The organism is Bradyrhizobium jicamae (genome assembly GCF_018130695.1).
In the GTDB taxonomy this organism is placed as follows: domain Bacteria; phylum Pseudomonadota; class Alphaproteobacteria; order Rhizobiales; family Xanthobacteraceae; genus Bradyrhizobium; species Bradyrhizobium jicamae_B.
Map to the genome: position 1 here is coordinate 37,600 of NZ_JAFCJX010000002.1, position 12,340 is coordinate 49,939.

14 protein-coding genes are annotated in these 12,340 nt (G+C 60.2%); 10 read left to right on the plus strand and 4 right to left on the minus strand.

The window, feature by feature from the left end; translation table 11 throughout:
• The first annotated feature begins 8 nt into the window (after positions 1–8).
• The 10 genes from JQ604_RS02945 (at position 9) to JQ604_RS02990 (ending at position 8,833) form a co-directional block, all read left to right on the plus strand.
• Positions 9–368 (plus strand): D-arabinono-1,4-lactone oxidase, encoded by a 360-nt coding sequence (locus JQ604_RS02945; protein ID WP_349631041.1) that lies wholly within the window; start codon positions 9–11, stop codon positions 366–368.
• Between the two features lie 84 nt (positions 369–452).
• Complete coding sequence (locus JQ604_RS02950; RefSeq protein ID WP_212352829.1) at positions 453–692, plus strand: hypothetical protein; 240 nt, start codon at positions 453–455, stop codon at positions 690–692.
• Positions 693–1,173: 481 nt separating this feature from the next.
• Positions 1,174–2,046 carry a 3-methyl-2-oxobutanoate hydroxymethyltransferase gene (panB, locus tag JQ604_RS02955; protein ID WP_212352831.1) on the plus strand — a complete coding sequence of 291 codons (873 nt, stop codon included), beginning with the start codon at positions 1,174–1,176 and terminating at the stop codon, positions 2,044–2,046.
• Between the two features lie 14 nt (positions 2,047–2,060).
• Positions 2,061–2,912: a pantoate--beta-alanine ligase gene (panC, locus tag JQ604_RS02960; protein ID WP_212352833.1), complete on the plus strand. Its 852-nt coding sequence runs from the start codon at positions 2,061–2,063 to the stop codon at positions 2,910–2,912.
• Positions 2,913–3,449: 537 nt separating this feature from the next.
• Positions 3,450–4,253, plus strand: coding sequence for a glutathione S-transferase family protein (locus JQ604_RS02965; RefSeq protein WP_212352835.1), 804 nt, complete (start codon positions 3,450–3,452; stop codon positions 4,251–4,253).
• A gap of 91 nt (positions 4,254–4,344) precedes the next feature.
• Positions 4,345–5,475 (plus strand): Re/Si-specific NAD(P)(+) transhydrogenase subunit alpha, encoded by a 1,131-nt coding sequence (locus JQ604_RS02970; protein WP_212352837.1) that lies wholly within the window; start codon positions 4,345–4,347, stop codon positions 5,473–5,475.
• Between the two features lie 21 nt (positions 5,476–5,496).
• Positions 5,497–5,814 (plus strand): proton-translocating transhydrogenase family protein, encoded by a 318-nt coding sequence (locus JQ604_RS02975; protein WP_212352845.1) that lies wholly within the window; start codon positions 5,497–5,499, stop codon positions 5,812–5,814.
• Between the two features lie 39 nt (positions 5,815–5,853).
• A complete protein-coding gene (locus JQ604_RS02980; RefSeq protein ID WP_212352847.1) occupies positions 5,854–7,251 on the plus strand; it encodes an NAD(P)(+) transhydrogenase (Re/Si-specific) subunit beta in 1,398 nt (465 codons plus the stop codon).
• 105 nt (positions 7,252–7,356) lie between these two features.
• On the plus strand, positions 7,357–8,460 hold the full coding sequence (locus JQ604_RS02985; RefSeq protein ID WP_249157970.1) for a LysR family transcriptional regulator: 1,104 nt from the start codon (positions 7,357–7,359) through the stop codon (positions 8,458–8,460).
• A gap of 196 nt (positions 8,461–8,656) precedes the next feature.
• The gene (locus JQ604_RS02990; RefSeq protein ID WP_212352849.1) at positions 8,657–8,833 is read left to right on the plus strand and encodes a hypothetical protein; all 177 of its coding nucleotides are present in this window, start codon (positions 8,657–8,659) and stop codon (positions 8,831–8,833) included.
• Positions 8,834–8,890: 57 nt separating this feature from the next.
• Here JQ604_RS02990 and JQ604_RS02995 read toward each other — a convergent pair whose 3' ends face one another.
• The 4 genes from JQ604_RS02995 to JQ604_RS03010 all read right to left on the minus strand — a co-directional run bounded on the left by JQ604_RS02995 (position 8,891) and on the right by JQ604_RS03010 (position 12,269).
• Complete coding sequence (locus JQ604_RS02995; RefSeq protein WP_212352851.1) at positions 8,891–9,601, minus strand: SDR family NAD(P)-dependent oxidoreductase; 711 nt, start codon at positions 9,599–9,601, stop codon at positions 8,891–8,893.
• An 11-nt stretch (positions 9,602–9,612) separates the two neighbouring features.
• Entirely contained in the window at positions 9,613–10,245 is a 633-nt protein-coding gene (locus JQ604_RS03000; protein WP_212352853.1) for a glutathione S-transferase family protein, read from the minus strand.
• Between the two features lie 146 nt (positions 10,246–10,391).
• The gene (locus JQ604_RS03005) at positions 10,392–10,979 is read right to left on the minus strand and encodes a TetR/AcrR family transcriptional regulator (protein WP_212352855.1); all 588 of its coding nucleotides are present in this window, start codon (positions 10,977–10,979) and stop codon (positions 10,392–10,394) included.
• Between the two features lie 447 nt (positions 10,980–11,426).
• A complete protein-coding gene (locus JQ604_RS03010) occupies positions 11,427–12,269 on the minus strand; it encodes an AAA family ATPase (RefSeq protein ID WP_212353854.1) in 843 nt (280 codons plus the stop codon).
• Between the last annotated feature and the right edge of the window lie 71 nt (positions 12,270–12,340).

The window sequence follows — 12,340 nt, forward strand, 5'->3', positions numbered from 1 at the left end:
GCCCGCATGTGACGGGGCATTTGCGAATTCGGCGTCGCGGTGCCCCGCCTGATGACACGCTGATTTCGATGACCGCGTCCAAAACCGGGGCGAGTTTTTCGATTTCGGCTTTCACCTACAATTCGCCTAGTCGACGGGAGCGGTTTTATGACTACTGCTCGCTCATGGCTCGGGTCTTGGTAACGCAGGTTGGCGCGAGGCTTCATTGGGGCAAGCACTTTCCCTTGCAATACGAGCAAATCTCCGAGCTTTACCCGAAGCTAGAAACGTTCCGTCAGATCGCGCAGAACCGCGAGCCTAACGGGGTGTTTCGGAACGGCTATACGGCCGGGGTCTTGAACCTGCCGCCGCGCCGCGCCGCGCAATGATCGGCTCCAGGTAGAGACGCGCGAACGGCGTCGCGCAGCCCCGGGGTGGGCGGCGGGCGAACGCTTTTCTGGAGCATGTGGTTGATGACGACGCGGATGAAGGACGGCGACGAACGGCTGGCGAGAACCGTCGGCCTCCGTTGGCAGACGGCGGCCGAGGTTCAACGAACCTTCGGCGGGGTGACCCATGAGATAGCAGAAGCCTTGGATCGACTATGGAAGGCAGGCCGGTTGGAACGGGATGCGCGGGAGATAAACATCGGCGTCGGCCGCAAAGGCGGGGGCCGCAAGTTGCGTCTTATCCGGTACCGTGGTCGCGAGTGAGGTGGTCGTGCCAACGTTTTGAGATCCGCGCACTGGCGCGGGCGGCCTTCTTGATCGGGGCGTGAACCGATCGTAGGCCCGTCCGCTGCTCCGCGGGGCATTTCCTCCGACGAGAGGTGCCATTAAAGCAGAGAATAGGAGGTTCGCTCCTGCTCACGGCCGCTCATACCACTCTTGGAGGATGGGAACGCGGGCGGCTGGGACCTATCGGCTTTGCACGCGACAAGACTAAGCGAAATCTGCGCGCCGCCGCAATTCACCAATGAATTGCGGTACTCCGCAATTGGTATGTCCGGCCCTCGTCAGGCCCGGTAGATAGTCGATAGGGCTTTTACTTTGGATAGACGGACATGCTACTCGACGCGAGGTGTCAGCGATCACGGAACTGGCAAAATAGGCAGCTTAGCATGAAGCGGAAGCCATGACGGAGGTAGAACTCTAAGCTATCGGTGTTTCGTGCATCTCAGGGATCGCAGAGCAAATGAGTCATTCCCCGGAAAAGCCCGCGGAGCGCGTCACGGTTCCGACGATCAGCCGATGGAAGCAGGCCGGCCGACGCCTGGTCATGACGACTGCATACGATGCGGTCACCGCCCGTATCGCCAGTCCCATCGTCGATATCCTTCTTGTCGGCGACAGCGTCGGCAATGTCTGCCTTGGATACGACAATACGTTACCCGTCAGCGTCGCCATGATGAACCACCATCTCGAAGCGGTGGCTCGCGCGCGGCCGATGGCTCTGCTCGTGGCCGACATGCCGTTTCTCAGCTTTCATCTCAGTAGCGACGACACGATACGAAACGCAGGCGGATTTCTTCAACGAGGCGCCGACGCCGTGAAGCTCGAGGGCGGAGCCAAGCGCATCGAAATGGTCCGTGCGCTGGTCGATTGCGATATCCCGGTCATGGGCCACCTGGGTTTGACCCCGCAAAGCGTCAATGTGATGGGCGGATTCATGGTGCAGGGACAGAAGGCCGATGATGCTCTGCGCCTGCTCGACGAGGCTCACCGTCTGCAAGACGCCGGATGCTTTGCGATCGTGTTGGAGGGAATACCGGCGGAGCTCGCCGCCCGAGCGACAGAAACATTGACTATTCCGACGATCGGCATCGGGGCGGGCCCGTCCTGCTCCGGACAGGTTCTCGTGCTTCACGATCTGCTCGGATTGACGGAAGGACGTCGTCCCAAGTTCGCCCGAACCTACACCGACGGCTTCGGCCTATTGCAGAATGCCCTCTCACAGTGGGCAGCGGATGTCCGCGATGGCACATTTCCCTCGACAGAAGAGTCATACCGTCTCCCTGAAAGCGCTGCGGAAGCCCTGTCAGGCTGGAAGCCCACCAACCCGAATTGAGCACTTAATCAGAGATGAAAACAATCACGTCGGTGGCCGCGCTTCGCCAAGTTGTCAGCCTGGCTCGAACGGCCGGGAAACGGGTCGGCCTAGTGCCGACGATGGGGTATCTTCACGATGGCCATATGGCCTTGGTGGAGGCAAGCAGAAAGCAGTGCGATGTCACTGTCGTCAGCATATTCGTGAACCCGACCCAGTTCGGCGCGAATGAGGATCTCAACACCTATCCGCGCGACTTTCCGAGCGACGAAAGGCTCTGCCGGGATGCGGGCGTGGCCATCGTCTTCGCTCCCGATAATAAAGAAGTCTATCCGGAAGGCTTCGACACCTGCGTCGAGTCGGGCGAGCTCGCAAAGCCCTTGTGCGGCGGTTTCCGTCCCGGACATTTTCGCGGAGTCGCTACCGTTGTCTGCAAGCTCTTCAACATGGTGCAGCCGGACGCGGCATTCTTCGGCCAAAAAGATTTTCAGCAGTGTGCGGTGGTGCGGCGCATGACGAGGGACCTCAATCTTCCGGTCGAAGTCGTGACTTTGCCGACAGTCAGGGAACCTGACGGACTCGCCATGAGCAGTCGCAACCGATATCTGAGCGAGCAAGATCGTCGACGAGCCGTTACCATCAGTCGGGCCTTGTTCGCCGCTCAAGATGAATTTCGCTCGGGAACACGCGATGTTCAGAAGTTGATTGCGGTCGCCGAGCTGCATTTGCAGACCGTTGACCGGCTGCAATATCTGGAGCTTGTCGACAGCGAGACCCTCAAACCCGCCGAGAGCCCGCTGCGCCGCTCGTCCGCACTTTGTGTCGCGGCGTATATTGGCTCAACTCGGCTTATTGACAACGTGACGATGGAGTTGATCGTTTCCTAGCCGGGATCTGAAGCGAACAAGCGATCAGGTGCGGCCTGGCTAAGGATTCCGCTGAACGAGCGTACGACAGTTGGCAATCTTCCAAGGTGGCTCCGCAAGTGGCCTCAAGATCGATGCCTTCCCGTTTTAAGCACTGAGCTTTTGTTTCGAGCATGCTTGAACGAAGTTCGGGTTTGGTCGAGGACGGCGCCACCGATGCCAGCTGCTCATCGAGAGAAGCTGTTCGCTTTGCTGCTTTTGGCCGCGTGACACGTTGTCTTCCCAAACATGATCGAAGTAAAGGGAATCGAAAAAGCGGTCCGAATCATTGGCGGCGAAGGGGCTCGGTCGTTGATTGTGCGGGGGAGCGCTACGCAAAGCAGGTCCATGACCCGCGGATGACGACGGCCTTGTTCCTGGTATCAGGTCCTTAAGGACCCTGGTCCGGGCCGCCTTATTCATGAATGAGTAGGAGGATATGCAGATTTTGGATTGCGGGGACTTCCGCCAGGTCCTTAGTCCTCTGGCAAGTCGTTGATCTCTCTTAGGTGGCTTACAATGGCTGACCTCCGCATCTTTTCATATCTGCCTAACCCAAGAGTTTGGAAGGCGACGATCGCGGGACGATTCGTAGGAGTCGATATCGAGATCAAAGGCGCTCCCGCGAAGGAATTGAAGAACTGGCTTTGGGACTACAATGCCGCCCCAGTGGCCTCCTACGAGTGGCACGCGTACTCGCCGCTCGCTAGGACTGGCAGGGTAGGGCTGGCAGGAGAGCGCCTTTTCAAGACAGAAGCATTCATGGATGCCCACCCCTTTGGCAATGTTCCGGCCGCGTTCGCTCCCGGCGGAAAAACCGGCATCTTCGAATCGAATAGCATCATGCGAGCGGTGGCACGCCTGAGCAAGACCGATTTCCCTCTCTATGGGCGGGATGCTTACGAGACTTCCAGGATCGACAGCTTTCTGGATGCGAGTCTGATCTTTGCGCGAGACGCTCAGATCTATCTTCTCGCGCTGTCAGACGGGACCCTAGACGCCGCGGTCCACGCGAGAACTCAAGAAGCTTTCTCGATCTTCGCCTCGGGACTTGAGCAAGCGCTCTCGCCCGCCCGCACGGTGCTAGTCGGCGACAACATTTCACTTGCCGATATCTGCTTCGCCACTGAGTTCGCTCTTTTCATGAACGAACATTCTCGGCGGCGTCAGCTGGAGGATCTGGGCCTAAGCAGAATACTTCATCGTGGTGTCCGCAACGAGTATCCACGCATGATGAGACATTTCAGTCGCTTGTTGAAGCACGAGCATTTCGTTGCAGATCTTGGGCCATACGTAGATAAACTGGCCGCGGCGGCAGCCTGACGCAACGGTATGCGATATTGTCCACAACTCGACTCGCCGCGTTCCCTGAGGGGCTTATGAAATCGTACTTACGGGTGCCACCGGAGGCCTCATGAAGATCGCCGTTGCCAAGGAAATCGATCCGTCAGAACCGCGGGTCGCGGCTTCGCCTGATACGGTGAAGAAGTTCAAAGCGCTGGGCGCCGAGATCGCCGTCGAGCCGGGCGCGGGCCTCAAATCGGGCCTGCCGGATTCCGAATTCACCGCCGTTGGGGCCACCGTCAGCGCGGATGCGCTTGTTGATGCCGACATCATCATCAAGGTAAAGCGCCCCGAGGCCTCCGAGCTTTCGCAATACAAGCGCGGCGCACTCGTCATCGCCATCATGGACCCGTATGGCAACGAGGCCGCGCTGAAGACGATGGCCGATGCCGGCGTGTCTGCTTTCGCAATGGAATTGATGCCGCGCATCACGCGCGCGCAGGTGATGGATGTATTGTCCTCACAGGCGAACCTTGCCGGCTACCGCGCCGTGATCGAGGGCGCCGAGGCGTTCGGCCGCGCCTTCCCGATGATGATGACCGCGGCCGGCACCGTGCCCGCCGCAAAAGTGTTCGTGATGGGCGTCGGCGTCGCCGGCCTGCAGGCCATCGCGACCGCGCGCCGCCTCGGCGCCGTCGTCACCGCGACCGACGTGCGTCCCGCCACGAAGGAGCAGGTCGAATCGCTCGGCGCAAAGTTCCTTGCCGTCGAGGACGAGGAGTTCAAGAACGCGCAGACCGCCGGCGGCTACGCCAAGGAGATGTCCAAGGAATATCAGGCCAAGCAGGCCGCGCTCACCGCCGAGCACATCAAGAAGCAGGACATCGTGATCACCACCGCGCTGATTCCGGGCCGGCCCGCGCCGAAGCTCGTCTCCGGCGAGATGGTCAAGTCGATGAAGCCGGGTTCGGTGCTGGTCGACCTCGCCGTCGAGCGCGGCGGCAATGTCGAGGGGGCGAAGCCGGGCGAGGTCGTCGACGTCGATGGCATCAAGATCGTCGGCTACACGAACGTTGCCGGTCGCGTTGCGGCCTCGGCCTCGAGCCTCTACGCCCGCAACTTGTTCTCCTTCATCGAGACCATGGTCGACAAAAAAGAGAAGAAGCTCGCCGTCAACTGGGACGACGAGCTCGTCAAGGCCACCGCGCTGACCAAGGACGGCGCGGTGATCCACCCGAACTTCCAGCCCAAGTCGGTTTAATTGGGCGTAAGGAGAGCCGTCATGGAGCATGCTGCACAAATCGTCGACCCCTTCATCTTCCGGCTGTCGATCTTCGTCCTCGCCGTCTTTGTGGGCTATTTCGTGGTGTGGTCGGTGACGCCTGCACTGCACACGCCGCTGATGAGCGTGACCAACGCGATCTCCTCGGTGATCGTGGTCGGCGCGCTGCTTGCGGTCGGCGTTGCGAACGTCTCGAGCGGTTCGGGCTGGGCGCGCGGCTTCGGCTTCGTCGCGCTCATCTTCGCCTGCGTGAACATCTTTGGCGGCTTCCTTGTCACCCAGCGCATGCTGGCGATGTACAAGAAGAAGTCGAAGTAAGCGGCCACCTCGGGCTGATGGGATCAATGGGGACCTGAGATGAGCGCTAATCTCTCTGCATTCTTGTATCTCGTGGCGGGGGTGCTGTTCATCCTGTCGCTGCGCGGACTTTCGAGCCCGGCGTCGTCGCGCCAGGGCAATCTGTTCGGCATGATCGGCATGGCGATCGCGGTCGCCACGACGCTGGCGAGCCATCCGCCGGCTGACGGCGTGGCCTGGCTGCTGGTCATCCTCGCGATCGCGATCGGCGGCGGCATCGGTGCGGTGATCGCGCGTCGCGTGCCGATGACGTCGATGCCGGAACTGGTCGCAGCCTTCCACTCGCTGGTCGGCATGGCCGCGGTGCTCGTCGCCGCCGGTGCGTTCTACGCGCCCGAGGCCTTCGACATCGGCACGCCCGGCAACATCCACCCCCAGAGCCTGGTCGAAATGTCGCTCGGCGTCGCGATCGGCGCGCTGACCTTCACCGGCTCGGTGATCGCGTTCCTGAAATTGTCGGCCCGCATGAGCGGTGCGCCGATCATCCTGCCGTTCCGCCACATCATCAACATCGCGCTTGCGATCGCGCTCGTCGTCTTCATCGTCGGGCTGGTGATGTCGGGCAGCGCGCTCGACTTCTGGCTGATCGTCATCATCGCGCTGACGCTCGGCGTGCTCATGATCATTCCGATCGGCGGCGCCGACATGCCGGTCGTGATCTCGATGCTGAACTCTTACTCCGGCTGGGCCGCCGCAGGTATCGGCTTCACGCTCGGCAACTCGGCGCTGATCATCACCGGCGCGCTGGTCGGCTCTTCCGGCGCGATCCTGTCCTACATCATGTGCCATGCGATGAACCGGTCCTTCATCTCGGTCATCCTCGGCGGCTTCGGCGGCGAGACGGCTGCTGCCGGCGGCGGCTCCGGCGAGCAGAAGCCCGCCAAGCTCGGCTCGGCCGATGACGCGGCCTTCATCATGAAGAACGCCCAGAAGGTCATCATCGTGCCCGGCTACGGCATGGCGGTGGCGCAGGCCCAGCACGCGCTGCGCGAGATGGGCGACATCCTGAAAAAGGAAGGCGTCGAGGTGAAATACGCCATTCACCCGGTCGCGGGCCGCATGCCCGGCCACATGAACGTGCTGCTGGCCGAAGCCAACGTGCCCTATGACGAGGTGTTCGAACTCGAGGACATCAACTCCGAATTCGCGCAGGCCGACATTGCCTTCGTGATCGGCGCCAACGACGTCACCAACCCGGCGGCCGAAGAGGACAAGACCTCGCCGATCTACGGCATGCCCGTGCTGCAGGTCTGGAAGGCCGGCACCGTGATGTTCATCAAGCGCTCGCTGGCTTCCGGCTATGCCGGCATCGACAATCCGCTGTTCTATCGCGACAACACCATGATGCTGCTCGGCGACGCCAAGAAGGTCACCGAGAACATCGTCAAGGCGATGTAAAGGAACGCATCCAGGCACGGCAATTCGTTCACTGTCTGTTCGGAGACATTAAGCCTCAATCCGCCCTTGACGTTCTGCATGATAAGCATCATCCTGACGTAAAAGATGACGAGTGTCATTTCGCTCGCTCGGACATGTCTCGATGGGGTGGAAATGGAGAGCATGGTGAGCGTCGAAGGTGCGGAAGGCGAACATTTCTCCGAAGCGGATTCCTGTGCCAGAGCGCCGGAATCCACGGGCCACACACAACATAAATCTCGCGTAACAGAAACAAATTGGGATCTGTTCAGGCTCTTCTTCTCCGTGGCGCGCACCGGAAGCGTAAATAGGGCGGCGCGGGATTTGGGCATGAGCCAGCCCACCCTGAGCAGACGTCTCAAGGAGCTGGAGCGGAATATAGGTGCGCCGCTTTTCTTTCGGATTTCGTCAGGGGTAAAGCTTACCCAGGAGGGAAAGGACCTTCTTCGCTCGGCCGAAGAGATGGTTCGCTCTTTCGAGGATTTTCACCGGGATCTCTCCCTGCGGGTCGGCCATCGTTCGACGGCAGTCAAGATCTCGGCGACCGAAGGTTTGACCAAGCACTGGCTGCTGCCCCGCGTCAAGAAGTTGCGGGCGCTGAGCTCCCAAATTCGACTCGAGATCAATTCGACTGTAGAGCAGCAGAACCTCGCCACCAGCGATCTCGATCTGGTCATCCGGATCGGGCAGCCGGGCGACAGCGAGCTCGTCGGTCGTCGCGTCGGAGCAATCGCCTTCGGTCTGTTCGCATCCGATAGCTATTTGGCGGAGCACGGTTCACCGAAAGCGCTGAACGAGCTCACCGACCACGAATTGATCGGAAGCATGGCCGAGTACGGCGGCCTTCCGAGCGGGCGCGCCAGCCAAGTGCCGTTGTTGACGGCCTTCAATTCGGCAGCGCACGACCGAAGTACGTTGAAGCTTACGCCGGTCGTCAATCATTTCGCTGCGGCTGCCGAAGGTCTCGGCTTGGTATTTCTGCCCGTGCCGTTTGCCTTGGCGGAGGGCCTGGTGCGCGTGCTTCCGGGTGAGACTGCTCTTTTGGACTTGTGGCTGCTTCGCCGCCGCGAAAGCGATCTCAGAAAAATGACCAAGCAGGTGTGGCGCTTCCTGGAGGCGGAATTGACGAACACCAAGTCGTGGTTCGCGGGGCAGAAGGCGGCTCAGAAGCGCTTGCAGCGTGTCGCATAATCCACATCGGGACTCCACGCAAAGGTTTCGCCCGTCGGACGTTCGATCTACACTACCCAACGAACGTCGGTGCGCGGTTCGCGGACCAAGCGGGACGACAGCTAACGTGTGAAACTCTCAAACGCGAGGCGCTCCCCCTACGGAACAAGGACGGTTAAGGAGGCAAATGGCTAAGCGGGAGGGGACGGAAGCATCGATGAGCCGGCGCAGATCGCCAGCAGCAGCCGGCAAAAAGCCTCTACTGCTGGTCATCAAGGAATACACGATTAAGCAGGCGAAGATCAGAGCAATTCAGGATGGCACCAACGTATCCAAGGTCGCCGGCGAGTTGTTGAAAGGCTGGATTTCTGGGCTTTACCAACTCAAGCAGTAGAGAATGCGGGTATCTCGCAAGCCACGCATCGCCCTACTGTCGGCAGTTCCCTCCCTGCTACCAGGTCTCGCCGAACGGGCGCAGTTCGACAAGGAACGACCACGTCGAACGGTCTTGATGGGCCACTCGAAACATCTCTTCCGCTATGGCGGCGGGTTTTGCGAAATAGTCGTCGGGCTTGTCGGCCGCCAAGATCGGACGCGTACGGGGAGTGTCGATCGCCGCATCGATCATGAAATAGGCGACATGAATTCCCTTCGGTCCGAATTCTCTGGCCATTGATTCCGCCAAGATGCGCTGGGCCGCTTTGGTCGAAGCGAAGAAGCCCCAGTTGGCCTTTCCGCGAAAGGCGGAAGTATTGCCCGTCACCAGGATCGCGCCTTTTCCAGCCTCCAGCATCTGCGGGATGGTCTCGCGGGAGAGATGGAGCAGCGCGGTGGTGTTGACGCGGAAGTTCTTCTCCAAATCGTCGGGGTCCATCGCTAGAATGCTTCCCCGCGTCGCGCGCAGGGCATTGTGAACCACGATCTGGGGCGCACCCATTTCCGTTCTGATCAGCGCAAGCGTCCGAACCAAAGCTTCAGTGTCCGCGACATCGCAGGGGTAGGCGCGTGCGCCCTCGTACTTGGATGCCAGGTTTTGGAGGTTCCCCGCGTTGCGGGCGATCAAGGCGACGCGATAGCCGCCCTCGCTGAAACGCCTGGCGATCTCGGCGCCAGTGCCATGCTCGGGGCCAACGCCGGTGACGAGACAGACGGGACTGCTCATATGAGTGCTCCTCAAAGCTGAAATGACGGGCGAGCCGAGATTTTGGCGAACCAAGCGGCGATGGCAGGATAGCGCGTCTCGACATCCATCTTCAGCGTGTTGGCGGACCGCAGGGCGAAGAAACCGGTGATATCTGCGACACTGAACTCGGACCCGGCGACGAACACGTTTTTCGTCATGTGAGGCTCGACGCGACCGAGAAATATCTCCAACATTTCGCGGCCGCGGGTGACCAGCTCGGGCAATTGCGGCAGACCATTCCGTGTCCCCGGCACGACTCTGCCAGCGAAAGCCGGCATCGAATTTCGCACGGCATGTAGCATGGGTACAAGTCCGTCCAGCTCGAACCGCCGTAGCCACATGTCGATCACAGCACGCTCGGTGCTAGTGCGGCCGAAAAGTGCCGGTGTCGGATATAGTTCTTCCAGGTAGCGGCAAATCGACAACGACTCCGCGATGATCGTACCGTCGTCCAACTCCAAAAAGGGAACGCAGTGAAACGGGTTCATCTCGGTGAGGGCGGGAGTGTACTGTGCGCCTTCCCGGACGTTCAGCTGTTCGGTGGGGAGGTCGAGGCCCTTCTCGGCGAGGAATACCCGGACGCGCTGAGCGCTTGCTGCCGGCCCAAAATCATAAAGCTTCATAGTGGCCGTTTCCTAGCTGTTGATCGGGGCGATGGTCGTGGATCAGGCTCCAAAACCATTCTCTGTCTCACGCCAGAGCGCGAACGAGCGGTCCATATCGTCTCGGTCTGTGCCGTATCGCGACGAAGGCTGCTGCAGACGCCTCTCTATCCCTCAGTCGGCTCTCGGCATTCGACCAAGTCGAGGATGCTCCTTTGTGCCGCGCGCAGTATCTTGTCCGACATCGAAACATCCCTAGAGACCCGCGAAAGAGCGATCGCGCCGACCATCGTGCAGACGATAGCAATGGCCGACTCGTCTGGATGTTCGCCCTCCAGCAGGTCGGCCACGTTATCGAAATATTGCGAGAGAAAGCTAGTCATGACATCGCGCGTACCTCGATCGCTACGCGCAACGTCGCCGGCCAGGGCCGCAACCGCACATCCTCCACTCGGATCGTCTCGATGTGCCTTGTTGAGGTATGTGTTCAGCAACCTCTTTAGATTGCGTGGGCCCTTCGCGTTGCCCAGACGAACGGTTTCGGGGCCTCCTTCCGAAAGTGCCTTCGCCAAAGCCTCCGAGATCAACTGTTCGCGTGAGTCGAAATGGCCGTAGAACCCGCCGTGCGTCAATTTCGCCGACTTCATTAGTTCGGCGATCCTCAGGCCATGCAGTCCAAGCTCGCGCATCTGGATCGCGGCTGAATCCAAGATGCGCTGCCGGCTTCTTGCCTTGTCTGCTTGGGAGTGGCCCATCTAGTCGGCTCCATTCGAAATGCCAGCAACCTGCATACCAAGAACTGCGGACGACAGCCAATATCCAACATTTGGCGATCTCTGTGCTTTTGCGCAATTCCGCCGTCCGTTTATCCGCTGCTCCAGGGGGACGATTGGGCTCGGCCTAAGAAAGTCTCAGTCTTCAATCGGTTTCAGGCTCCACGTTTAGAATAATGTAGAACGGCATTGTAGAATTTTAAGCTGGCGCCGCGCCGGCTATTCATTGATGAAGGGTACCTAATCGTTTTGAGGGTAGCCGATGCGGCAAGCGGTGAAGGATTTGATGCCGATCGGCAGTCGCACGGATGCGCTCCGCTGCTCTATACGACCGTCATCGCACTTGGCGGACGCCCTTCAGTTGCCTGCTGCCATCTTTGCCTTTAATACGGACGTCGGTCTCGGTGGCTCCGACGTCGCCGGTCGACTCTAGACTTCCCGACGGCCCAGGAATGCGAGCCGTTCGAAAAGGTGCACGTCCTGCTCGTTCTTGAGCAGCGCGCCGTGCAGCGGCGGGATCAGCTTGCGCGGGTCGCGCTCGCGGAGTTGCTCGACGCTCATGTCTTCGTTGAGCAGCAGCTTGAGCCAATCCAGAAGCTCCGAGGTCGACGGCTTCTTCTTCAGGCCGGGCACTTCGCGCACCTCGAAGAAGATGCGCAGCGCTTCCTCGACCAGGCGCTTCTTGATGCCGGGGAAGTGGACGTCGACGATGCGGCCCATCGTGTCTGCATCGGGGAACTTGATGTAGTGGAAGAAACAGCGGCGCAGGAACGCGTCCGGCAGCTCCTTCTCGTTGTTGGAGGTGATCATCATGATCGGGCGCTGCTTGGCCTTGATCGTCTCGCCGGTCTCGTAGACATGGAATTCCATGCGGTCGAGCTCGAGCAGGAGGTCGTTCGGGAATTCGATGTCGGCCTTGTCGATCTCGTCGATCAGGAGAACCGGGCGCTGCTCGGCGGTGAAGGCCTCCCACAGCTTGCCGCGCTTGATGTAGTTCTTGATGTCGGACACGCGCGCATCGCCGAGCTGGCTGTCGCGCAGGCGCGACACCGCGTCATATTCGTAGAGGCCCTGCTGCGCCTTGGTGGTGGACTTGATGTGCCAGGTCAAAAGCGGCGCGTTCAGCGCCTTCGCCACTTCCTCGGCCAGCACGGTCTTGCCGGTGCCGGGCTCGCCCTTCACCAGGAGCGGGCGCTCCAGCACGATCGAGGCATTGACGGCGACCTTGAGATCGTCGGTTGCGACGTAATTTTTCGTCCCAGTGAATTTCATGGCCATCAGATGTGTTTGAGTGGGTAGTACGGAAGGTATGATCTGAAAGCGGCAGCTACAGGCGAATCAAA